This is a genomic window from Serratia sp. CoH_134_PS_4, assembly GCF_058190535.1.
The window spans coordinates 1-21,703 of record NZ_JBXWKI010000009.1 but is presented as its reverse complement, the minus strand read 5'-3'; the positions used below and the strand labels follow the sequence as shown (position 1 = coordinate 21,703).

Below are 21,703 nucleotides of genomic sequence, written 5' to 3'. Positions count from 1 at the left end.
GCCATGCCACGTTCTCTCAAGAAAGGTCCTTTTATTGACCTGCACTTGCTGAAGAAGGTAGAGAAAGCGGTGGAAAGCGGTGACAAGAAGCCTTTGCGCACTTGGTCCCGTCGTTCAACGATCTTTCCTAACATGATCGGTTTGACCATCGCTGTCCATAATGGTCGTCAGCACGTACCAGTGTTCGTTTCCGATGAAATGGTCGGTCACAAACTGGGTGAATTCGCGCCGACTCGCACTTATCGCGGCCATGCGGCTGATAAAAAAGCTAAAAAGCGCTAAGGTAGGAGGAAGAGATGGAAACTATCGCTAAACATCGCCACGCTCGTTCTTCTGCACAGAAGGTCCGCCTTGTTGCAGACCTGATCCGCGGTAAGAAAGTGTCGCAAGCTCTGGAAACTCTGGCCTACACCAACAAGAAAGCTGCTGGTCTGGTTAAGAAAGTGCTGGAGTCTGCCATTGCTAACGCAGAACACAACGATGGCGCTGACATCGATGATCTGAAAGTCACGAAAATCTTCGTAGACGAAGGCCCAAGCATGAAGCGCATTATGCCGCGTGCAAAAGGTCGTGCAGATCGCATCCTGAAGCGCACCAGCCACATTACTGTGGTTGTGTCCGATCGCTGAGACTCTGGAGACTAGCAATGGGTCAGAAAGTACATCCTAATGGTATTCGCCTGGGTATTGTCAAACCTTGGAACTCTACTTGGTATGCGAATACCAAAGAATTCGCTGACAACCTGGACAGCGACTTTAAAGTTCGTCAATTCCTGATTAAGGAACTGGCGAAAGCTTCCGTTTCTCGCATCGTTATCGAGCGTCCTGCGAAGAGCATCCGTGTGACTATTCACACTGCTCGTCCAGGCATCGTTATCGGCAAGAAAGGTGAAGATGTCGAAAAACTGCGTAAGGTCGTAGCGGATATCGCTGGCGTTCCTGCGCAAATTAACATCGCCGAAGTCCGTAAACCGGAACTTGACGCTAAATTGGTTGCTGACAGCATCACTTCACAGCTGGAACGTCGCGTTATGTTCCGTCGTGCTATGAAGCGTGCTGTACAGAACGCAATGCGTCTTGGCGCTAAAGGTATCAAAGTTGAAGTAAGCGGCCGTCTTGGCGGTGCTGAAATCGCGCGTACCGAATGGTACCGTGAAGGTCGTGTTCCGTTGCATACACTGCGTGCGGATATCGATTACAACACATCTGAAGCGCACACCACTTATGGTGTAATCGGCGTTAAGGTATGGATCTTCAAAGGTGAGATCCTGGGTGGTATGGCTGCAGTTGAACAACCGGAACCGGCTGCTCAACCTAAAAAGCAGCAGCGTAAAGGCCGCAAGTAAGGAGAGTCGCTGATGTTACAACCAAAGCGTACAAAATTCCGTAAGATGCACAAAGGCCGCAACCGTGGTCTGGCGCAGGGTACGGATGTTAGCTTCGGCACTTTCGGTCTGAAAGCTGTTGGCCGTGGCCGTCTGACTGCTCGTCAAATCGAAGCAGCTCGTCGTGCAATGACTCGTGCAGTTAAGCGTCAAGGTAAAATTTGGATCCGTGTATTCCCGGACAAACCAATTACCGAGAAGCCGCTCGAAGTGCGTATGGGTAAAGGTAAGGGTAACGTGGAATATTGGGTTGCCCTGATCCAACCTGGGAAAGTCCTGTACGAAATGGACGGTGTACCAGAAGAGGTCGCCCGTGAGGCATTCAAGCTGGCTGCAGCTAAATTGCCGATCAAAACCACCTTTGTAACTAAGACGGTGATGTAATGAAAGCACAAGAGCTGCGTGAAAAAAGCGTTGAAGAGCTGAACACTGAGCTGCTCAACCTGCTGCGTGAGCAATTTAACTTGCGCATGCAGGCGGCAAGTGGCCAGCTGCAACAAACTCACCTGTTGAAACAAGTGCGTCGTAATGTCGCACGCGTTAAGACTTTACTGACTGAAAAGGCGGGTGTGTAAATGACTGATATTAACCGTACCCTGCAGGGTCGTGTTGTTAGTGACAAAATGGAGAAATCCATGGTTGTTGCTATCGAGCGCACGGTGAAGCACCCGATCTACGGGAAATTCATCAAGCGTACGACCAAGCTGCACGTACATGACGAGAACAACGAATGTGGTATCGGCGACGTGGTAGAAATCCGCGAATGCCGTCCATTGTCCAAGACTAAGTCCTGGACGTTGGTTCGCGTTGTAGAGAAAGCGATTCTGTAATAGAGTAGCTGGCTCTTACTTAATAAACGGCTCAGAAAATGAGCCGTTTATTTTTTCTACCCATACTCTGGAAGCGGTGTTATAATGCTGCGCCCTCGGTAATGGGGCTTTTCAACGGCCTAAAGTTTTCTTAGGCCTTAAAGTAGTAGTTGACATTAGCGGAGCACTAAAATGATCCAAGAACAGACTATGCTGAACGTCGCCGACAACTCCGGTGCACGTCGCGTAATGTGTATCAAGGTTCTAGGTGGCTCGCACCGTCGCTACGCAGGCATCGGCGACGTCATCAAAATTACCATCAAGGAAGCAATTCCTCGCGGTAAGGTGAAGAAAGGCGATGTGCTGAAGGCGGTAGTGGTGCGCACCAAGAAGGGTGTACGTCGCCCGGACGGTTCTGTCATTCGCTTCGATGGTAATGCATGCGTTATTTTGAACAATAACAGCGAGCAGCCTATCGGTACGCGTATTTTTGGGCCGGTAACTCGTGAACTGCGTAATGAGAAGTTCATGAAAATTATCTCTCTGGCACCAGAAGTACTCTAAGGAGCGAACCATGGCAGCGAAAATCCGTCGTGATGACGAAGTTATCGTTCTTACCGGGAAAGACAAAGGTAAGCGCGGTAAAGTAAAAAATGTCCTGTCTGCTGGCAAGGTCATTGTTGAAGGTATCAACCTGGTTAAGAAACATCAGAAGCCGGTTCCGGCCCTGAACCAACCAGGTGGCATTGTTGAAAAAGAAGCTGCAATTCAGGTTTCTAACATTGCTCTCTTCAACACGGCTACCGGTAAGGCTGACCGTGTAGGCTTTAGATTCGAAGACGGAAAAAAAGTCCGTTTCTTCAAGTCTAACAGCGAAACTATCAAGTAATTTGGAGTAATACGATGGCGAAACTGCATGATTACTACAAAGACGAGGTAGTCAAACAACTGATGTCTCAGTTTGATTACAACTCTGTCATGCAAGTCCCTCGGGTCGAGAAGATCACCCTGAATATGGGTGTTGGTGAAGCGATCGCTGACAAGAAACTGCTGGATAACGCAGCAGCTGATCTGGCAGCTATCTCCGGTCAAAAGCCGTTCATCACCAAAGCACGCAAATCTGTTGCAGGCTTCAAAATCCGCCAGGGCTATCCGATCGGCTGTAAAGTAACTCTGCGTGGCGAACGCATGTGGGAGTTCTTTGAGCGTCTGATTTCCATTGCTGTTCCACGTATCCGTGACTTCCGTGGCTTGTCCGCTAAGTCATTCGATGGCCGTGGTAACTACAGCATGGGTGTGCGTGAGCAAATCATCTTCCCAGAAATCGACTACGACAAAGTCGATCGCGTTCGTGGTTTGGATATTACCATTACCACTACTGCGAAATCTGATGATGAAGGCCGCGCGCTGTTGGCTGCTTTTAACTTCCCGTTCCGTAAGTAAGGCAGGGTTACTGATGGCTAAGCAATCAATGAAAGCACGCGAAGTCGTTCGCGTGAAACTGGCTGAAAAGTACCGCGCTAAACGCGAGGAACTGAAAGCTATCATTTCTGGTGTGAACTCATCCGACGAAGATCGTTGGGATGCTGTTCTCAAGCTGCAAACTCTGCCGCGTGATTCCAGCCCGTCTCGTCAGCGCAAGCGCTGCCGCCAAACTGGCCGTCCACATGGTTATGTGGGCAAATTCGGGTTGAGCCGTATCAAGTTACGTGAAGCCGCTATGCGCGGTGAAGTACCTGGCTTGAAAAAGGCTAGCTGGTAATTACCAATTGAATCACGGGAGTAAAGACAGATGAGCATGCAAGATCCGATCGCGGATATGCTGACCCGTATCCGTAACGGTCAAGCCGCGAACAAAGTTGCGGTCACCATGCCTTCCTCCAAGCTGAAAGTGGCAATTGCCAAACTGCTGAAGGATGAAGGTTTTATTGAAGATTTCAAAATCGAAGGCGACGCCAAGCCTGTTCTGGAACTGGTACTGAAGTACTTCCAGGGCAAGGCAGTGGTAGAAAGCATTCAGCGAATCAGCCGTCCAGGTCTGCGCATCTACAAGAAAAAAGATGAGCTGCCAAAAGTTATGGCCGGTTTGGGTATCGCTGTTGTTTCTACCTCTAAAGGTGTTATGACCGATCGTGCAGCTCGCCAAGCAGGTCTTGGTGGCGAGATTATCTGCTACGTAGCTTAATTCGGGAGGAAAGAATGTCTCGTGTTGCAAAAGCACCCGTCGTCATTCCTGCCGGCGTAGAGGTAAAACTCAACGGTCAGGTTATTTCGATTAAGGGTAAAAACGGCGAGCTGACTCGTACTGTCCATGACGCCGTTGAAGTGAAGCAAGAAGCTAACGCACTGACTTTCGCCCCGCGCGAAGGTTTTGCAAACGCCTGGGCCCAAGCGGGTACTACGCGCGCTCTGCTGAACGCAATGGTAATTGGTGTTACCGAAGGCTTCACCAAGAAGCTTCAACTGGTAGGTGTTGGTTATCGTGCTGCCATTAAAGGCAACGTGGTGAATTTAGCCTTAGGCTTCTCTCACCCGGTCGATCACCAGCTGCCAGCAGGTATTACTGCTGAATGCCCAAGCCAAACTGAAATCGTGCTGAAAGGCGCTGATAAACAAGTTATTGGCCAGGTTGCTGCAGATCTGCGTGCCTACCGCCGTCCTGAGCCTTACAAAGGCAAGGGTGTCCGTTACGCCGACGAAGTCGTGCGTACCAAAGAGGCTAAGAAGAAGTAAGGTAACACTATGGATAAGAAATCTGCTCGTATCCGTCGTGCGACCCGCGCACGCCGTAAGATCAAAGAACTGGGTGCAACCCGCCTGGTGGTACATCGTACCCCGCGTCACATTTACGCACAGGTAATTGCGCCAAATGGTTCTGAAGTACTGGTAGCCGCTTCTACTGTAGAAAAAGCTATCACAGAGCAATTGAAGTATTCCGGTAACAAAGACGCAGCAGCAGCAGTAGGTAAAGCACTGGCTGAACGTGCGTTGGAAAAAGGGATCTCTAAAGTTTCCTTTGACCGTTCCGGTTTCCAATATCATGGTCGAGTCCAGGCACTGGCAGATGCTGCCCGTGAAGCTGGCCTTCAGTTCTAAGGAAGAGGTTTAAGATGGCTCACATCGAAAAACAAGCTGGCGAACTGCAGGAAAAGCTGATCGCGGTAAACCGCGTATCTAAAACCGTAAAAGGTGGCCGTATTTTCAGCTTTACCGCACTGACAGTTGTTGGTGATGGTAACGGTCGCGTTGGTTTTGGCTACGGCAAAGCACGCGAAGTTCCGGCAGCGATCCAGAAAGCGATGGAAAAAGCCCGTCGCGCTATGATTAATGTTGCTTTGAATAGCGGTACTCTGCAGCACCCTGTAAAAGGTGCTCACACAGGTTCCCGCGTATTCATGCAACCAGCTTCCGAAGGTACCGGTATCATCGCCGGTGGTGCAATGCGCGCCGTCCTGGAAGTTGCAGGGGTTCATAACGTATTAGCTAAAGCTTATGGTTCTACTAACCCGATCAACGTGGTTCGTGCAACTATTGCTGCTTTGGAAGATATGAAATCCCCAGAAATGGTCGCTGCTAAGCGTGGTAAGTCCGTCGAAGAAATTCTAGGGAAATAACCATGGCAAAGACTATTAAAGTAACTCAAACAAAAAGCAGCATCGGCCGTTTGCCAAAGCATAAGGCAACCCTGATCGGTTTAGGTCTGCGTCGTATTGGTCATACTGTAGAGCGTGAGGATACTCCTGCTGTACGTGGTATGGTCAACTTGGTTTCCTACATGGTTAAGGTTGAGGAGTAACAGATGCGTTTAAATACTCTGTCTCCGGCTGAAGGTGCCAAGCATGCGCCTAAGCGTGTAGGTCGTGGTATTGGTTCTGGCCTGGGTAAAACCGCTGGTCGTGGTCACAAAGGTCAGAACTCACGTTCTGGCGGTGGCGTACGTCGTGGTTTTGAAGGTGGTCAGATGCCTTTATATCGTCGTTTGCCGAAATTCGGCTTCACCTCTCGCAAAGCTATGATCACGGCAGAAGTTCGTCTGTCTGAGCTGGCTCTTGTTGAAGGCGACGTAATCGACCTGAACACGCTGAAAGCCGCTAACGTTGTTGGTGTCCAGATCGAATTCGCGAAAGTTATGCTTTCAGGCGAAATCGCTCGTCCGGTTACCCTGCGTGGTCTGCGTGTCACCAAAGGCGCTCGTGCTGCTATCGAAGCTGCTGGCGGTAAAATTGAGGAATAAGTAGCAGATGGCTAAGCAACCAGGATTAGATTTTCAAAGTGCTAAAGGCGGGCTCGGCGAGCTGAAGCGCAGACTTTTGTTTGTAATCGGCGCGCTGATTGTCTTCCGTATCGGCTCTTTTATTCCGATTCCTGGTATCGATGCCACTGTGCTTGCCAAATTGCTCGAGCAGCAGAGAGGCACTATCATTGAAATGTTTAACATGTTCTCTGGTGGTGCCCTCAGCCGTGCTTCTATCTTTGCTCTGGGGATCATGCCGTATATTTCGGCGTCGATCATTATCCAGCTGTTAACGGTGGTTCATCCAGCGTTAGCTGAAATTAAGAAAGAAGGGGAGGCTGGCCGTCGTAAGATTAGCCAGTACACCCGTTACGGTACGCTGGTGTTGGCCATATTCCAGTCGATCGGTATTGCTACTGGTCTGCCGAATATGCCTGGTATGCAGGGTCTGGTGTTAAACCCAGGCTTTGCATTCTACTTTACTGCAGTCGTGAGCTTGGTTACCGGGACAATGTTCCTGATGTGGCTGGGCGAACAGATTACTGAACGCGGTATCGGTAACGGTATCTCGATCATTATCTTCGCAGGTATTGTAGCGGGACTCCCGCCGGCAGTGGCCCATACTATTGAGCAAGCCCGGCAAGGCGACCTGCACTTCCTCCTGTTGCTGTTGGTTGCAGTATTGGTGTTTGCAGTAACCTTCTTCGTTGTTTTCATCGAACGTGGTCAACGGCGTATTGTCGTTAACTATGCGAAGCGTCAACAAGGTCGTCGTGTTTATGCAGCACAGAGCACACACTTACCGTTGAAAGTGAATATGGCAGGGGTTATCCCAGCAATCTTCGCTTCCAGCATTATTCTGTTCCCTGCCACGATTGCATCATGGTTTGGGGGCGGTACCGGTTGGAACTGGCTGACAACGATTTCGCTGTATTTGCAGCCAGGGCAACCGCTTTATGTGTTACTCTATGCGTCTGCAATCATCTTCTTCTGTTTCTTTTACACGGCGTTGGTTTTCAACCCGCGTGAGACAGCAGATAACCTGAAGAAGTCCGGTGCCTTCGTACCAGGAATTCGTCCGGGAGAGCAAACGGCGAAGTACATCGATAAAGTAATGACGCGTTTAACCCTGGTGGGCGCGATGTACATTACTTTCATCTGCCTGATCCCGGAGTTCATGCGTGATGCAATGAAAGTACCATTCTACTTTGGTGGTACCTCGCTACTGATCGTGGTTGTCGTCATCATGGACTTTATGGCTCAAGTGCAAACTCTGATGATGTCAAGTCAGTACGAGTCTGCATTGAAGAAAGCAAACCTGAAAGGCTATAACCGCTAATTCAGGTGCGTTTGAGAAGTTACGGAGAGTAAAAATGAAAGTTCGTGCTTCCGTCAAGAAATTATGTCGTAACTGCAAAATCGTTAAGCGTAACGGTGTCGTTCGTGTGATTTGCAGCGCCGAGCCGAAGCATAAACAGCGTCAAGGCTGATTATCTCGCATATTTTTCTTGCAAAGTTGGGTTGAGCTGGCTAGATTAGCCAGCCAATCTTTTGTATGTAGCTGCAACATTATTTGAGTATCCTGAAAACGGGCTTTTCAGAATGGTGTTGCCGTATAAAATAGTAGGAGTGCATAGTGGCCCGTATAGCAGGCATTAACATTCCTGATCATAAACATACCGTAATCGCCTTAACGTCGATCTTCGGAATCGGTAAAACCCGCTCACAGTCTATCTGTGCTGCTACGGGTATTGCTGAACATGTTAAGATCAGTGAGCTGTCTGAAGAGCAAATTGAACAGCTGCGTGAAGCAGTCGCCAAATTCACTGTAGAAGGTGATTTGCGTCGTGAAGTTACCCTGAGCATCAAGCGTCTGATGGATCTTGGTACTTACCGTGGTTTGCGTCATCGTCGTGGTCTGCCAGTTCGCGGTCAGCGTACGAAGACCAACGCACGTACCCGTAAGGGTCCGCGTAAACCAATCAAGAAATAATCAGGGTGATTGAATAATGGCAAAGGCACCTGTTCGTACACGTAAGCGTGTAAGAAAACAAGTCTCTGACGGCGTGGCTCATGTCCATGCTTCTTTCAACAACACCATTGTAACTATTACCGATCGTCAGGGTAATGCATTGGGTTGGGCAACTGCCGGTGGTTCTGGTTTCCGTGGTTCTCGTAAGTCAACTCCGTTTGCAGCTCAGGTTGCAGCCGAGCGTTGTGCTGACGCAGTAAAAGAATACGGTATCAAGAACCTGGAAGTTATGGTTAAGGGACCGGGTCCGGGTCGCGAATCAACTATTCGTGCACTGAACGCCGCAGGTTTCCGCATCACTAATATTACTGATGTGACTCCTATCCCTCACAACGGTTGTCGTCCGCCGAAAAAGCGCCGCGTATAACGCTGCTTTTAGGTTTGTTGGAGAAAGAAAATGGCAAGATATTTGGGTCCTAAGCTCAAGCTTAGCCGCCGTGAGGGCACAGACTTGTTCCTTAAGTCTGGCGTTCGCGCGATCGATACCAAGTGTAAAATTGAGCAACCGCCTGGTCAACACGGTGCGCGTAAACCGCGTCTGTCTGACTACGGTGTACAGTTACGTGAAAAGCAAAAAGTTCGCCGTATGTACGGTGTTCTGGAACGTCAGTTCCGTAACTATTACAAAGAAGCAGCACGCCTGAAGGGCAACACCGGTGCAAACCTGTTGCAACTGCTGGAAGGTCGTCTGGACAACGTTGTTTACCGTATGGGCTTCGGCGCTACTCGTGCAGAGTCACGTCAGTTAGTTAGCCACAAAGCAATTATGGTAAATGGTCGCGTTGTTAACATCGCTTCTTATCAGGTATCTCCGAATGACGTAGTCAGCATCCGCGAGAAGGCTAAAAAGCAATCTCGTGTTAAAGCTTCTCTGGAGCTGGCTGAGCAGCGTGAAAAGCCGACCTGGCTTGAAGTTGATGCTGCTAAGATGGAAGGCGTGTTCAAGCGTATGCCTGAACGTACCGATCTGTCTGCGGACATTAACGAACACCTGATCGTCGAGCTTTACTCCAAGTAAGGCTTAGTACCAAAGAGAGGACACAATGCAGGGTTCTGTGACAGAGTTTCTAAAACCGCGCCTGGTAGATATCGAGCAAGTCAGTTCGACGCACGCCAAGGTGACCCTTGAGCCTTTAGAGCGTGGCTTTGGCCATACTCTTGGCAACGCACTGCGCCGTATTCTGCTTTCATCTATGCCGGGTTGCGCGGTGACCGAGGTTGAGATTGATGGTGTACTGCACGAGTACAGCACCAAAGAAGGCGTACAGGAAGATATCCTGGAGATCCTGCTCAACCTGAAAGGGCTGGCGGTGAGAGTTCAAGGGAAAGATGAAGTTATCCTTACCCTGAATAAATCTGGCATTGGCCCTGTGACCGCTGCCGACATTACCCATGATGGTGATGTCGAAATCGTCAAGCCTCAGCACGTGATCTGCCACCTGACCGATGAAAACGCTGCTATCAGCATGCGTATCAAAGTTCAACGTGGTCGTGGTTATGTGCCGGCTTCTGCCCGAATTCATTCGGAAGAAGATGAGCGCCCGATCGGTCGTCTGTTGGTTGACGCATGCTATAGCCCTGTAGAGCGTATTGCCTACAATGTTGAAGCAGCGCGTGTAGAACAGCGTACTGACCTGGACAAGCTGGTCATCGAAATGGAAACCAATGGCACGATCGATCCTGAAGAGGCGATCCGCCGTGCGGCAACCATCCTGGCTGAACAACTTGAAGCTTTTGTTGACTTGCGTGATGTACGTCAACCAGAAGTTAAAGAAGAGAAACCAGAATTCGATCCGATTCTGCTGCGCCCTGTTGACGATCTGGAATTGACTGTCCGCTCTGCTAACTGCCTTAAGGCAGAAGCTATCCACTACATCGGTGATCTGGTACAGCGTACCGAGGTTGAGTTGCTGAAAACGCCGAACCTGGGTAAAAAATCTCTTACTGAGATTAAAGACGTGCTGGCCTCCCGTGGTCTGTCTCTGGGCATGCGCCTAGAAAACTGGCCACCGGCAAGCATTGCTGACGAGTAACCGGATCACAGGTTAAGGTTTTACTGAGAAGGATAAGGTCATGCGCCATCGTAAGAGTGGTCGTCAACTGAACCGTAACAGCAGCCATCGCCAGGCTATGTTCCGTAACATGGCCGGCTCTTTGGTTCGTCATGAGATCATCAAGACGACCTTGCCAAAAGCGAAAGAGCTGCGTCGCGTTGTTGAGCCGCTGATTACTCTTGCCAAGACCGACAGCGTAGCTAATCGTCGTCTGGCATTCGCCCGTACTCGTGATAACGAGATCGTGGCAAAACTGTTTAACGAGCTGGGCCCGCGTTTCGCGAGCCGTGCCGGTGGTTACACTCGCATTCTGAAGTGTGGCTTCCGCGCAGGCGACAACGCGCCGATGGCATACATCGAGCTGGTTGATCGTGCTGAGTCTCAAGCAGAAGTAGCAACTGCAGAGTAATCTGTAGACGCGTAAAAAAACCGGGCTTGCCCGGTTTTTTTACGTCTATACCCGGCTAAACGTGCGTTCTTCCCCCGCCAGACTTAAGATCCTCGCCCCTATCCGCTATGCTGACGTTATTAATCAGATCAACTGAGGGATCCTGCTATGTGGTTACTCGATCAATGGGCGGAACGTCATATTCTCGATGCCCAGGCTAAAGGTGAATTGGATAATTTACCGGGCCAGGGGCTGCCGCTTGAGTTGGATGATGACAGTGCGGTTCCCGTTGAGCTGCGTACTGGGTTTCGCCTGCTTAAAAATGCGGGCTATTTGCCTGCAGAATTAGAGGATCGTAAAGAAGCGCTGAGCATAGCTCGTTTACTGCAAGAAATTAATAGCGAACATCCGGACTATGTTGAGTTAGGGAAACGGATGGCACTGTTAGAACACCGTTTACGACAGGCAGGGATGAGCACTGACTTTTTGCATGGTGAATACCAACGCGCATTGGGTGATAAGTTTTCTTCGGAGGAAGGGCAATGTTAAAGATTGGGCAACTTGCAAAGCTTGCAGACGTTACGCCGGACACGGTGCGGTACTACGAAAAACAAGGGATGATGGACCATAACGTTCGAACCGAGGGCGGTTACCGGTTGTACAACAATCAAGACCTGCAGCGGTTGCGCTTTATACGTTATGCCAAACAGCTCGGTTTTACGCTAGAAACCATTGCTGAACTGTTGTCGATCCGTGTTGATCCTGAGCATCATACCTGCCAGGAGTCTAAGTCAATCGTCGACGCGCGGCTCGGTGAAGTAGAAAATAAGCTTAAGGAACTAACTCGGATGCGTGAGTCGTTAAAGCGTCTTAGCGATGCTTGTTGCGGCAGTGCACATACCAGTAGTTATTGCTCGATCCTTGAAGCGCTGGAGCAGGGAGCCAGCGATGAAAAAGTAAAAAAAGGTGCTTAATACAATCGGCGGTACTTTAATTTTTATACGACCAGCAGTAATATTATCGCGTTATATAACCATACATAGAGAAGGTACATTACTATGACTCAATACCGTCATACGAAAGGCAAGATACAAGACAATGCCATTGAGGCGCTGTTGCATGACCCTTTATTCCGCCAAAGAGTAGAAAAAAATACTAAAGGGAAAGGGAGCTACCGGCGCAAAGACAAACATGCAAAAGGTGGCAGCTGGGAGGCCAGTGGTAATGTATCAGGCGATATTTTACCACTGGCCTTCTGGTTTTAAGACATTAAAAAAGCCATCTGAATAAGATGGCTTTTTATTTGTGCAGGATAAACAGGTTTACAGTTTTGGCTGTTGCTGCTGACTCAGTAAATCACGGATTTCAGTCAACAGTTTTTCTTCAGCAGTTGGCGCCGGCGGGGCCGCTGGTGCTTCTTCTTGTTTACGACGCACTTTGTTCATTAGCTTAATTGCCAGGAAAATAGCAAAGGCAACAATAACGAAGTCGAAAATGGTCTGAATGAATGAGCCGTAGTTCATTACTACTGCAGGTACTGCGCCTTGAGCTTCGCGTAATACCAGGTGGAATTGTTTGAAATCAACGCCGCCGATCAATAAGCCCAGTGGTGGCATGATAATATCTGCAACGAAAGACGATACGATCTTACCGAATGCTGCACCAATAATCACACCCACTGCCAAGTCAACCACGTTGCCACGCATGGCAAATTCGCGGAACTCTTTCATCATACTCATAGAACGCACCCCTTGAAGAATTTAATAACTCAAGTTTAACAAAGCAATTTCCCTTTGCCACAAAAGGAGAGAAAAGATTTGTCTCTTTCCACGGCAGAGAACAACCTCGTAATTATAGACCATCCATTGCTACATTTGTTCTACAAGAAGAATGGGCTTGGCTGGAACAGGCGCTCAACGTCAGGGACGAACTTCTTGTCGGTAATAAACATAATGACGTGATCGCCCTGTTCGATTTTACTGCTGCCATTAGCAATAATAACGTCATCACCACGCACAATGGCACCAATGGTGGTACCTGGCGGCAGTTTAATATCTTCTACAATGCGGCCAACCACTTTTGACGTACTTTCATCACCATGTGCTATGGCTTCAATCGCCTCCGCCACACCGCGACGTAATGATGAAACGCTGACGATATCCGCTTTACGCACGTGGCCTAACAATGCTGAGATGGTTGCTTGCTGTGGTGAAATCGCTATATCGATTACGCTGCCTTGAACCAGGTCAACATAGGCGCGGCGTTGAATAAGTACCATTACTTTTTTGGCACCCATTCGTTTGGCGAGCATGGCTGACATGATGTTAGCTTCATCGTCATTGGTTATGGCAATAAAGACGTCGACTTGGTCAACATGCTCTTCCGCCAGCAGCTCCTGGTCTGAGGCATCACCATAAAACACAATGGTATCGTGCAGTTGTTCGGCCAGTTCTGCAGCGCGTTGCTGATTTCGTTCGATCAGCTTCACGTTGTAGGATTTCTCCAACCGCTGCGCCAAACCGGCACCAACGTTGCCGCCGCCGACAATCATGATGCGTTTATACGGTTTTTCCAGCCGTTGCAGCTCACTCATTACCGCGCGGATATGCTGTGAGGCAGCCACAAAGAAGACTTCGTCACCGGCTTCGATAATGGTGGAACCCTGTGGACGGATAGGACGATCCTGGCGGAAGATTGCGGCGACACGGGTATCAATGTGCGGCATGTGTTCACGCATCGAAGACAGCGCATTACCGACCAGTGGGCCACCGTAATAGGCTTTTACCGCCGCGATGCTGACCTTGCCTTCAGCAAAATTAACCACCTGTAGTGCACCTGGGTATTCAATCAGCTTGTAGATGTAGTCGATAACCAGTTGTTCCGGTGAGATCAGGTGATCAATGGGTACGGCTTCGGGTTGGAACAGCTTCTCTGACTCGCGGATATATTCTGGCGCACGAATTCGGGCGATTCGGTTGGGGGTATTAAACAGCGAGTAGGCAATCTGGCAGGCAACCATATTGGTTTCGTCAGAATTAGTGACTGCAACCAACATATCGGCATCTTCAGCACCGGCCTCACGGAGTACGCGTGGATGAGAGCCATATCCCTGAACGACCCGCAGATCAAACTTATCCTGTAACTGACGCAGGCGGCCGGCATCAGTATCCACGACGGTAATATCGTTGTTTTCGCCCACCAGGTTTTCCGCCAGTGTTCCACCCACCTGACCTGCGCCAAGAATAATTATTTTCATTTGCTTCTCTGCTTCACACTGAAACCGCTGAAGATTATCTGAAAGGGCGCAACAGACGCGCCCTGAGTACGGAACAGCTACATTTTAATCAGCTTAGCGTAAAAGAAGCCATCTCCATCCTCAGGATGGGGAAGATTCTGTCGGCCAGGCTGTTGATCGTTACCGGTCTCAACCAGACGAGCATCTGCATGACGCTGAAGGAAGGCTGCAACTTGCTCAGCATTCTCTGCCGGTAGAATAGAACAGGTGGCATACACCATCACTCCACCGGTTTTGAGATGTGGCCAAATGGCTTCAATGATCTCGGCCTGCAAAGCGGCCAGGTCCGCGATGTCGCTGTCGCGGCGCAACCACTTGATATCGGGATGCCGGCGGATTACACCGGTGGCAGAACAAGGGGCATCCAAGAGAATGCGATCGAATTGTTTATCACCACACCATTGCTGCGGGGTACGGCCATCACCCAGTTTTACGTCGGCGTGTAAACGCAGGCGTTGCAGGTTTTCTTTAACCCGGCTCAGACGCTGCTCATCGATATCGACCGCCATCACATGGGCTTTGGGAGCCGCTTCCAAGATATGGGTAGTTTTGCCACCGGGAGCCGCACAAAGATCGAGGATCTGCTCGCCATCCTGCGGATCGAGAAGATCGACACAGCCTTGTGCGGAAGCATCTTGCACCGTTACCCACCCATCGGCAAAACCTGGCAGGTCGGTGACGGCACATGGCGCCAGTAGACGTACCGCATCGCGATATTCAGTATGCGGGACGGCGGCAATGCCCGCTTGCTCCATCAACTGCAAGTAATCTTCACGGGAATGATGAAGACGATTGACGCGCAACCACATAGGTGGCTTCTGATTGTTGGCGTCGATAATCTGTTCCCACTGTGCGGGATAGGCCTGCTGGATACGCTTTAACAGCCAGCTCGGGTGCAAATAGCGGCTGTCATTGTTAGCGGCACGTTGCAGTAACTCTTCCTGTTGGCGCTGGAACTGGCGCAGAACGCCGTTGATCAGGCCTTTAAGTTGAGGCCGTTTCAATGCCACTGCGCCTTCTACTGTTTCCGCTAATACTGCGTGGGCGGGTATGCGTGTATACAGCAGCTGGTAGAGGCCCACCATCAGCAAATAGTGCAGCGTGCGCTGCTTGCCAGTCATGGGTTTTGCCATCAATTGCTGGATGCACCATTCCAGTTGCGGCAATACGCGCAGGGTGCCGAAACACAACTCTTGCAGGAGTGCGCGGTCCTTGTCAGAAATGGTCTTTTGCAGTGACGGCAGGACAGTGCTGAGTGACTGACCCTGATCGAGCACCTGGCCGATGGCTTTGGCAGCGATGCTGCGGAGATTGTAATTGTTTTTCATAGGCTAAAGCTGATAACGATCGGCGTTAAGAAAGAAACAGCCCGGCGATTATCGACCGGGCAGTGGGGGCGATTTATAGCCGGTTGCCCGGTGTAAACCATTCACGGCGTGAGTTCAGCAGATCTTGTGCTGACATCGGTTTTTTTCCTGCCGGTTGCAACTGAGTCAGGTTAAGAACACCCTCAGCGGTCGCTACCTGGATACCCTGCTTGTCAGCATGGATAATGGTACCAGGTTCTGCATCAGTGGTTTGTGCCAATACTGTTGCCTGCCAGACTTTCACGGGTTGATCTTCAAGGGTGAAATAGCTGACTGGCCATGGGTTAAAGGCACGGATGCAACGTTCAAGCTGTGCAGCCGATAGGTTCCAATCCAGGCGCGCTTCTTCTTTGCTCAGCTTCTCAGCATAGGTTACCAGCGATTCATCTTGTACTTCACGTTTCGCCGTACCCGCAGCCATTTGCTGTAGCGTGGCCAGCATGCCTTGTGGGCCAAGCTGCGCCAGTTTGTCGTACAGACTGGCACTGGTGTCATCCGCCTCAATTGGACAAGCGATTTTGTACATCATATCGCCAGTGTCCAAACCCACGTCCATCTGCATGATGGTCACGCCAGTTTCGTTATCACCAGCCCAGAGTGAACGCTGGATTGGTGCAGCACCGCGCCAGCGTGGCAGCAGCGAGCCGTGGACGTTGATACAACCAAGCCGTGGCATATCCAACACCGCTTTAGGCAGGATCAAGCCATAGGCCACCACCACCATCACATCAGCGTTGAGATCAGCAACCAAGTGCTGGTTCTCTTCCGGGCGCAGTGATTTGGGTTGGAATACGGGCAAATGATGCTGCTCGGCCAGAACTTTGACCGGGCTAGGCGTTAGTTTATTACCGCGACCCGCAGGGCGGTCGGGCTGGGTGAAGACCCCGACGATCTGGTGCTCAGATGACAACAGCGCGTCAAGGTGACGCGCTGCGAAGTCTGGAGTTCCGGCGAAAATAATCCGTAAAGAGTCAGACACGTTGATTTCCTGATGGGTTAGGCGCGTGCGTTAAGCTTGGCCATTTTTTCCAGTTTCTGACGAATACGTTGGCGCTTGAGTGGCGACAGGTAATCGACGAACAGCTTGCCTACCAGGTGATCCATCTCGTGCTGGATACAAATGGCTAACAGATCGTCAGCTTCCAGCTCGAAAGGTTTTCCGTCACGGTCCAGTGCTCTGATTTTCACAGCAGCTGCGCGCGGAACTAAAGCACGTTGTTCAGGGATAGAGAGGCAACCTTCCTCAATCCCGGTTTCGCCGCTTTTTTCCAGCAGTTCCGGGTTGATCAGCACCAAGCGCTGATCGCGGTTCTCAGAAACGTCAATAACGATAATGCGCTGATGGATGTCCACCTGTGTCGCAGCCAGGCCAATGCCTTCCTCTGCGTACATGGTTTCAAACATATCATCCACGATGCGCTGGATATTCGCATTGACTTCTTTTACCGGGGCCGCGACTTTGCGCAGCCGGTCGTCTGGGTAATGTAATACCTGCAATACTGACATATATCTTGAGATCTGTATCCGAGTGATAAACGAGGTTTAGCTTCTATTCTAGACATTTCCCGGCCTGATTGACAGCATTGCGCACCAATTGCTCGAATTGGTAATACCACCATTTTTTGCGGGGGAACAGGCGATGCAGGCACAGGAAATCTGTTTACGGATGCGTGGAGTCGCTGGGCTGAGCGCAGCTAAGGCCAGCCAGATAATCCGGCAGATAGTGGCAGCCGGCGGCGAGCCTTATCGTTTGTTGCGAGAGGTGGGGCTAAACCAGCGGCAGCAGGCACAGTTCCGCCAGGCAAATGCGCGTCATCTGGCCGCTACGCTCGCTTGGTTAGAACACCCCGGTAATGTGCTTTGGTTATATGGAGAGGCGGAATACCCCGAGCGATTGCTCCCTCTAGAGGATGCGCCACTAGTGCTGATGGTGAAAGGTAACCCCGAAGCCGTTCGGCAGCCGCAAATTGCCATGGTTGGTAGTCGCCAGTTCAGCCATTATGGTGAGCATTGGGCCACTTACTTTGCCACTGGGTTGGTACACTGTGGGTTTACCATTACCAGTGGACTGGCAATGGGCATTGATAGCATCTGCCATCGTGCTGCGCTGGCCGCAGAAGGTCGAACGGTCGCTGTACTCGGTAGCGGTTTAGCCAATGTCTACCCGCGCCAGCATCGCCGTTTGGCTGAACGCATCATTGAGAGTGGTGGGGCATTGGTTTCTGAGTATTTGGCCACAGACTTACCGATGCCGAGCCATTTTCCACAGCGCAACCGTATTATTAGTGGGCTGAGCCTGGGCGTGGTCGTGATTGAAGCCTCTTTACGCAGCGGAACGCTGATTACCGCCCGCTATGCTTTGGAACAGGGGCGGGAAATTTTCGCTCTCCCCGGTGCGTTGGGCAACCCAATGAGTGAAGGCACACATTGGCTGATTCAGCAGGGTGCTTATTTGGTTACAGGGCCGAAAGAAATTGCTGAACAGCTGGGAAGCGGTCTGCATTGGCTCTCCTTGAGCGAAAATACAACTATTTGTGCGTCAGAAGCCGAAGTTGAATTGCCATTTGCCGATGTGTTGGCTAACGTAGGAGATGAGGTGACACCTGTTGACGTCGTCGCTGAACGTGCCGGCCAACCTGTGCCAGAGGTAGTAATCAAGTTACTCGATCTGGAGTTAGCAGGGTGGATCGCAGCTGTACCCGGCGGCTATGTCCGAATAAGGAGGGCAGGCCATGTTCGACGTACTGATGTACTTGTTTGAAACTTATATCCACAATGAACCAGAGATGCGCGTCGATCAGGATCAACTGACCGATGATCTCGCTGAAGCGGGGTTTCATCGGGATGATATCTACAACGCGTTGAATTGGCTTGAAAAACTCGCTGACTTACAAGAAGGCGAAAATGCACCGTATTTTATGGATGCCGATCCGTTAGCAATGCGGATCTACACCGAAGAAGAAGGTGTGCGTTTGGATGCTAGTTGCCGTGGTTTCCTCCTGTTCCTGGAGCAGATTCAGGTATTGAACCTCGAAACCCGTGAAATGGTTATCGATCGTGTTATGGCTTTGGATAACACAGAATTCGATCTCGAAGATCTGAAATGGGTGGTGCTGATGGTACTGTTTAATATCCCCGGATATGAAAGCGCCTATCAGCAAATGGAAGAACTGTTGTTTGAAGTAAACGAAGGTTATCTGCACTGAGCCGATAACATGCATAGAAGAAGTTATGACAAAAGCAGCGATTTTTGCCGCCAGGCAAAATGAACCCTGTCCGGAATGCGGGGCCGAGCTGGTGATCCGCAGTGGTCGCCACGGCCCCTTCCTCGGCTGTTCCCGTTATCCTGAATGCCAACATATTCGGCCGCTGAAAGCGCAGGTCGAGGGCCATATCGTCAAGATGCTCGATGGACAGGCGTGTCCGAAATGCCAAGCGGTGCTGGCATTGCGTCAGGGGCGTTACGGTATGTTTATTGCCTGCAGTAATTATCCTAAGTGCGATCATACTGAAGTCATCGATAAACCGGACGAAACCAGTATCAGCTGCCCGCAGTGTGAGCAGGGTAAATTGCTTCAGCGCAAATCGCGCTATGGCAAGGTTTTCCACTCCTGCGATCGCTACCCGGAATGCCAGTTCGTTCTCAATTTTAAACCTGTCGCCGGTGAGTGCAGCTACTGCCATTATCCGTTGTTGATGGAGAAGCGCACGGTAAAAGGTCCAACCCTTTACTGCGCCAGTAAACTTTGCGGAAAACCCGTAGTAACCACAGAATAACGACATCATGAGCTCAGAATTCACTTCTAATTTCACGCCAATAATTGACGCGTTGCAGAACCAACAGGTTATTGCCTACCCGACCGAGGCGGTGTTTGGCCTGGGCTGCGATCCTGACAGCGAGCAGGCGGTCAACGCGTTATTGGCTCTGAAACAACGTCCTTGGGAAAAAGGCCTGATCCTGATTGCGGCCGATTACGCGCAGTTAGCACCTTATATAGATGACGCTGCACTGAGTGACCAGCAGCGAGCGACGATGTTCGCCAGTTGGCCGGGCCCCGTGACTTGGGTTATCCCTGCGCGGGCGGATACTCCGCGTTTGCTGACTGGCCGCTTCAATTCATTGGCTGTGCGTGTGAGTGATCACCCGTTAGTACAGCAACTGTGTCGGCAGTTTGGCAAACCGCTGGTATCGACCAGCGCCAATCTTAGTGGGCAAGAACCTTGTCGCAGTACTGATGAGGTACAACAGCAATTCGGTGCTGCTTTCCCTGTGTTGGTGGGTAGCGTCGGTGGCCGCCTTAACCCTTCCGAAATCAGAGATGTCCTGACGGGCAAGCAAATCCGTCAAGGCTAGAGGTAATGTGCATGGAGAAGTTCGCGGTATTTGGTAATCCTATCAGTCACAGCAAATCGCCGCGTATTCATGCGTTATTTGCCGCCCAAACCGGTATAGAACATCCCTATGGTACGGTGTTGGCGCCGCTGGATGATTTCGAAGCGACTTTGCAGATGTTCATTCGGGCGGGCGGTCGGGGTGCGAATGTTACCGTGCCTTTTAAAGAAAAGGCCTACGAGGTCGCGACGGAGCTCAGTGAGCGAGCTTCGCTGGCCGGTGCGGTAAACACGCTGAAGGTATTGCCGGAAGGAGGTCTACTGGGTGACAACACGGATGGAATTGGGCTACTGACGGATCTTGAACGTCAAGGGCTGATCCGACCAAAAGATCGCGTTCTGCTGGTGGGAGCCGGCGGCGCGGCTCGCGGAGTGATCTTGCCTTTGCTGTCGTTTGGTTGTGACGTGGTGATCACTAACCGGACTTTTGGTCGCGCGCAGACGCTGGCACAAGTATTCCAGCATCTCGGTGAAATATCCGCATTGCCTCTGGATCAATTGGATCAACAGCAATTTGATTTAGTCATTAATGCTACAGCGTCAGGTATTAGTGGTGAGATCCCGACGTTACCCGTTGACATGATCAATGCCCGCACCCGTTGCTATGACATGTTTTATCAGCAGGGGCTGACACCGTTTCTGGCCTGGGCGCAGCAACAAGGCGCAACAGACTATGCCGACGGTTTAGGCATGCTGGTGGGGCAGGCTGCACATGCGTTTCTGTTATGGCATGGTGTGATGCCGGAGATCGAGCCGGTGCTGCGCCAGTTGCGTCACGAACTGGCGGCGTAACGCTAAGCCCGTTATCCCATTAGGAAACGGGCGTTTGTCAGATATCTTCTGACAAATATTCGTCTTTCCAACGTACGTAGTTAGTAGAAGAGTAAAGCAATCCTTCCCGTTCGGCAGCGGTCAATGGACGAACCTGGCGCGCGGGGCTCCCCATATAGAGATAACCGCTCACCAGACGTTTACCTGGCGCGACCAGGCTGCCGGCACCAATCATCACGTCATCTTCTATTACTGCACCATCGAGCAGGATCGATCCCATTCCTACCAGTACGCGATTGCCAATCGCGCAGCCGTGTAACATTGCTTTATGCCCTACCGTCACGTCTTCCCCAATCAGCAGTGGGTAACCTTCAGGGTTATGTTCGGATTTATGGGTCACGTGGAGCACGCTGCCGTCTTGAATATTACTGCGTGCGCCGATAATGACTGCGTTCACGTCACCACGAATGGCAACCAAAGGCCAAATACTGACGTCATCCGCCAGTGAGACATTGCCGATCACGACGCTGGAAGGATCGATCATCACGCGTTGACCCAGTTTAGGAGAGTAATGAAGATAAGAACGTACTGCATCGGACATGATATAGCCTCACGTGGGATCATATTTATCGGCAATACTAGACGCTGGCGGTGGAATTACAACCAACTGAAATGATAGATCCTGTGGAAAACAGCTCTGATCGCGCAAGATCCACGCGAAAGGGTTTAAAAGTGTGCAAACAGAAAGAAAAGATCAAAAAAGGGGTTGTGCAAAAAACTCGGGTCCCTATAATGCGCCTCCATCGACACGGAACATGTGAACAACTTCACAGAGTCTCCGGGGTTCGAAGAGAAAAAATCCTGAAATTTAGGGGTTGACTCTGAAAGAGGAAAGCGTATTATACGCCACCTCGAGATAGCAAGCTACGGCGGCTAACTCACTGCTCTTTAACAATTTATCAGACAATCTGTGTGGG

37 protein-coding genes are annotated in these 21,703 nt (G+C 50.7%); 31 read left to right on the top strand and 6 right to left on the bottom strand.

Translation table 11 applies throughout. The features are described from left to right. Positions 1–3 precede the first annotated feature (3 nt). From rpsS to AC2FCQ_RS15040, 26 genes are all read left to right on the top strand, one after another. Entirely contained in the window at positions 4–282 is a 279-nt protein-coding gene (gene rpsS / locus AC2FCQ_RS15165) for a 30S ribosomal protein S19 (protein WP_004929772.1), read from the top strand. A gap of 14 nt (positions 283–296) precedes the next feature. Next, on the top strand, positions 297–629 hold the full coding sequence (rplV, locus tag AC2FCQ_RS15160; protein ID WP_004391423.1) for a 50S ribosomal protein L22: 333 nt from the start codon (positions 297–299) through the stop codon (positions 627–629). A 17-nt stretch (positions 630–646) separates the two neighbouring features. After that, positions 647–1,345 (top strand): 30S ribosomal protein S3, encoded by a 699-nt coding sequence (gene rpsC, locus AC2FCQ_RS15155; protein ID WP_004951172.1) that lies wholly within the window; start codon positions 647–649, stop codon positions 1,343–1,345. A gap of 12 nt (positions 1,346–1,357) precedes the next feature. Continuing rightward, complete coding sequence (rplP, locus tag AC2FCQ_RS15150; protein ID WP_004951171.1) at positions 1,358–1,768, top strand: 50S ribosomal protein L16; 411 nt, start codon at positions 1,358–1,360, stop codon at positions 1,766–1,768. Beyond that, the gene (gene rpmC, locus AC2FCQ_RS15145; RefSeq protein WP_004951169.1) at positions 1,768–1,959 is read left to right on the top strand and encodes a 50S ribosomal protein L29; all 192 of its coding nucleotides are present in this window, start codon (positions 1,768–1,770) and stop codon (positions 1,957–1,959) included. Before rplP ends, rpmC begins: the two co-directional genes overlap by 1 nt. Continuing rightward, complete coding sequence (rpsQ, locus tag AC2FCQ_RS15140; RefSeq protein ID WP_037425866.1) at positions 1,960–2,214, top strand: 30S ribosomal protein S17; 255 nt, start codon at positions 1,960–1,962, stop codon at positions 2,212–2,214. It abuts the gene before it with no gap. A 171-nt stretch (positions 2,215–2,385) separates the two neighbouring features. After that, positions 2,386–2,757: a 50S ribosomal protein L14 gene (gene rplN, locus AC2FCQ_RS15135; RefSeq protein ID WP_020837240.1), complete on the top strand. Its 372-nt coding sequence runs from the start codon at positions 2,386–2,388 to the stop codon at positions 2,755–2,757. Between the two features lie 10 nt (positions 2,758–2,767). Beyond that, complete coding sequence (gene rplX / locus AC2FCQ_RS15130; protein ID WP_020837239.1) at positions 2,768–3,082, top strand: 50S ribosomal protein L24; 315 nt, start codon at positions 2,768–2,770, stop codon at positions 3,080–3,082. Between the two features lie 14 nt (positions 3,083–3,096). Then, positions 3,097–3,636, top strand: a complete 540-nt coding sequence (rplE, locus tag AC2FCQ_RS15125; protein WP_004951155.1) for a 50S ribosomal protein L5 — start codon at positions 3,097–3,099, stop codon at positions 3,634–3,636. 13 nt (positions 3,637–3,649) lie between these two features. Beyond that, positions 3,650–3,955, top strand: coding sequence for a 30S ribosomal protein S14 (rpsN, locus tag AC2FCQ_RS15120; protein ID WP_012147218.1), 306 nt, complete (start codon positions 3,650–3,652; stop codon positions 3,953–3,955). A gap of 30 nt (positions 3,956–3,985) precedes the next feature. Next, complete coding sequence (gene rpsH, locus AC2FCQ_RS15115; protein WP_037425859.1) at positions 3,986–4,378, top strand: 30S ribosomal protein S8; 393 nt, start codon at positions 3,986–3,988, stop codon at positions 4,376–4,378. Positions 4,379–4,392: 14 nt separating this feature from the next. After that, entirely contained in the window at positions 4,393–4,926 is a 534-nt protein-coding gene (gene rplF, locus AC2FCQ_RS15110; RefSeq protein WP_209640506.1) for a 50S ribosomal protein L6, read from the top strand. Between the two features lie 9 nt (positions 4,927–4,935). Then, on the top strand, positions 4,936–5,289 hold the full coding sequence (gene rplR / locus AC2FCQ_RS15105) for a 50S ribosomal protein L18 (RefSeq protein ID WP_037425856.1): 354 nt from the start codon (positions 4,936–4,938) through the stop codon (positions 5,287–5,289). A 14-nt stretch (positions 5,290–5,303) separates the two neighbouring features. Further along, complete coding sequence (rpsE, locus tag AC2FCQ_RS15100) at positions 5,304–5,807, top strand: 30S ribosomal protein S5 (RefSeq protein WP_004951140.1); 504 nt, start codon at positions 5,304–5,306, stop codon at positions 5,805–5,807. A 2-nt stretch (positions 5,808–5,809) separates the two neighbouring features. Next, complete coding sequence (rpmD, locus tag AC2FCQ_RS15095) at positions 5,810–5,989, top strand: 50S ribosomal protein L30 (RefSeq protein ID WP_002213339.1); 180 nt, start codon at positions 5,810–5,812, stop codon at positions 5,987–5,989. 3 nt (positions 5,990–5,992) lie between these two features. Further along, on the top strand, positions 5,993–6,427 hold the full coding sequence (rplO, locus tag AC2FCQ_RS15090; protein ID WP_012147214.1) for a 50S ribosomal protein L15: 435 nt from the start codon (positions 5,993–5,995) through the stop codon (positions 6,425–6,427). Positions 6,428–6,434: 7 nt separating this feature from the next. Then, positions 6,435–7,766, top strand: coding sequence for a preprotein translocase subunit SecY (gene secY, locus AC2FCQ_RS15085; protein ID WP_004929740.1), 1,332 nt, complete (start codon positions 6,435–6,437; stop codon positions 7,764–7,766). 34 nt (positions 7,767–7,800) lie between these two features. Then, a complete protein-coding gene (gene rpmJ / locus AC2FCQ_RS15080) occupies positions 7,801–7,917 on the top strand; it encodes a 50S ribosomal protein L36 (protein ID WP_002227352.1) in 117 nt (38 codons plus the stop codon). A gap of 146 nt (positions 7,918–8,063) precedes the next feature. Further along, positions 8,064–8,420, top strand: coding sequence for a 30S ribosomal protein S13 (rpsM, locus tag AC2FCQ_RS15075; RefSeq protein WP_020837231.1), 357 nt, complete (start codon positions 8,064–8,066; stop codon positions 8,418–8,420). Positions 8,421–8,436: 16 nt separating this feature from the next. After that, positions 8,437–8,826 (top strand): 30S ribosomal protein S11, encoded by a 390-nt coding sequence (gene rpsK, locus AC2FCQ_RS15070; protein ID WP_004951128.1) that lies wholly within the window; start codon positions 8,437–8,439, stop codon positions 8,824–8,826. Positions 8,827–8,856: 30 nt separating this feature from the next. Beyond that, complete coding sequence (gene rpsD, locus AC2FCQ_RS15065; RefSeq protein ID WP_004951125.1) at positions 8,857–9,477, top strand: 30S ribosomal protein S4; 621 nt, start codon at positions 8,857–8,859, stop codon at positions 9,475–9,477. Positions 9,478–9,502: 25 nt separating this feature from the next. Further along, on the top strand, positions 9,503–10,492 hold the full coding sequence (locus AC2FCQ_RS15060; RefSeq protein ID WP_002919219.1) for a DNA-directed RNA polymerase subunit alpha: 990 nt from the start codon (positions 9,503–9,505) through the stop codon (positions 10,490–10,492). A 40-nt stretch (positions 10,493–10,532) separates the two neighbouring features. After that, positions 10,533–10,922: a 50S ribosomal protein L17 gene (gene rplQ, locus AC2FCQ_RS15055; protein WP_004929726.1), complete on the top strand. Its 390-nt coding sequence runs from the start codon at positions 10,533–10,535 to the stop codon at positions 10,920–10,922. Positions 10,923–11,069: 147 nt separating this feature from the next. Further along, entirely contained in the window at positions 11,070–11,450 is a 381-nt protein-coding gene (locus tag AC2FCQ_RS15050; RefSeq protein ID WP_490309145.1) for a DnaJ family domain-containing protein, read from the top strand. Then, on the top strand, positions 11,444–11,875 hold the full coding sequence (zntR, locus tag AC2FCQ_RS15045; protein WP_209640500.1) for a Zn(2+)-responsive transcriptional regulator: 432 nt from the start codon (positions 11,444–11,446) through the stop codon (positions 11,873–11,875). The genes AC2FCQ_RS15050 and zntR overlap by 7 nt, the downstream gene beginning before the upstream one ends. Positions 11,876–11,959: 84 nt before the next feature. Continuing rightward, positions 11,960–12,166, top strand: coding sequence for an alternative ribosome-rescue factor A (locus AC2FCQ_RS15040; RefSeq protein WP_490309146.1), 207 nt, complete (start codon positions 11,960–11,962; stop codon positions 12,164–12,166). A 57-nt stretch (positions 12,167–12,223) separates the two neighbouring features. Here AC2FCQ_RS15040 and mscL read toward each other — a convergent pair whose 3' ends face one another. The 5 genes from mscL to def all read right to left on the bottom strand — a co-directional run bounded on the left by mscL (position 12,224) and on the right by def (position 17,069). Next, positions 12,224–12,640 (bottom strand): large-conductance mechanosensitive channel protein MscL, encoded by a 417-nt coding sequence (gene mscL / locus AC2FCQ_RS15035; RefSeq protein WP_012147209.1) that lies wholly within the window; start codon positions 12,638–12,640, stop codon positions 12,224–12,226. Positions 12,641–12,780: 140 nt separating this feature from the next. After that, positions 12,781–14,157, bottom strand: coding sequence for a Trk system potassium transporter TrkA (gene trkA, locus AC2FCQ_RS15030; RefSeq protein ID WP_209640494.1), 1,377 nt, complete (start codon positions 14,155–14,157; stop codon positions 12,781–12,783). A gap of 77 nt (positions 14,158–14,234) precedes the next feature. Then, complete coding sequence (rsmB, locus tag AC2FCQ_RS15025) at positions 14,235–15,524, bottom strand: 16S rRNA (cytosine(967)-C(5))-methyltransferase RsmB (protein WP_490309147.1); 1,290 nt, start codon at positions 15,522–15,524, stop codon at positions 14,235–14,237. 73 nt (positions 15,525–15,597) lie between these two features. After that, entirely contained in the window at positions 15,598–16,542 is a 945-nt protein-coding gene (fmt, locus tag AC2FCQ_RS15020; protein ID WP_490309148.1) for a methionyl-tRNA formyltransferase, read from the bottom strand. Positions 16,543–16,559: 17 nt separating this feature from the next. Further along, positions 16,560–17,069 carry a peptide deformylase gene (gene def / locus AC2FCQ_RS15015; protein WP_012147205.1) on the bottom strand — a complete coding sequence of 170 codons (510 nt, stop codon included), beginning with the start codon at positions 17,067–17,069 and terminating at the stop codon, positions 16,560–16,562. A gap of 133 nt (positions 17,070–17,202) precedes the next feature. Here def and dprA point away from each other — a divergent pair, with 133 nt between their 5' ends. The 5 genes from dprA to aroE are packed head-to-tail and all read left to right on the top strand — an operon-like array spanning position 17,203 to position 20,747. Beyond that, the gene (gene dprA / locus AC2FCQ_RS15010) at positions 17,203–18,324 is read left to right on the top strand and encodes a DNA-protecting protein DprA (RefSeq protein ID WP_490309149.1); all 1,122 of its coding nucleotides are present in this window, start codon (positions 17,203–17,205) and stop codon (positions 18,322–18,324) included. Continuing rightward, positions 18,296–18,769, top strand: coding sequence for a DUF494 family protein Smg (gene smg, locus AC2FCQ_RS15005; RefSeq protein ID WP_037425824.1), 474 nt, complete (start codon positions 18,296–18,298; stop codon positions 18,767–18,769). Before dprA ends, smg begins: the two co-directional genes overlap by 29 nt. 25 nt (positions 18,770–18,794) lie before the next feature. Next, positions 18,795–19,340, top strand: coding sequence for a DNA topoisomerase family protein (locus AC2FCQ_RS15000; protein ID WP_404761022.1), 546 nt, complete (start codon positions 18,795–18,797; stop codon positions 19,338–19,340). A 7-nt stretch (positions 19,341–19,347) separates the two neighbouring features. Continuing rightward, positions 19,348–19,917 carry an L-threonylcarbamoyladenylate synthase type 1 TsaC gene (gene tsaC / locus AC2FCQ_RS14995; RefSeq protein WP_209640479.1) on the top strand — a complete coding sequence of 190 codons (570 nt, stop codon included), beginning with the start codon at positions 19,348–19,350 and terminating at the stop codon, positions 19,915–19,917. Positions 19,918–19,928: 11 nt separating this feature from the next. Then, the gene (aroE, locus tag AC2FCQ_RS14990; RefSeq protein ID WP_490309150.1) at positions 19,929–20,747 is read left to right on the top strand and encodes a shikimate dehydrogenase; all 819 of its coding nucleotides are present in this window, start codon (positions 19,929–19,931) and stop codon (positions 20,745–20,747) included. A 37-nt stretch (positions 20,748–20,784) separates the two neighbouring features. On the opposite strand, the gene AC2FCQ_RS14985 is transcribed toward aroE, so the two are convergent. Beyond that, positions 20,785–21,327, bottom strand: a complete 543-nt coding sequence (locus tag AC2FCQ_RS14985) for a gamma carbonic anhydrase family protein (RefSeq protein WP_209640474.1) — start codon at positions 21,325–21,327, stop codon at positions 20,785–20,787. Positions 21,328–21,703: the final 376 nt, after the last annotated feature.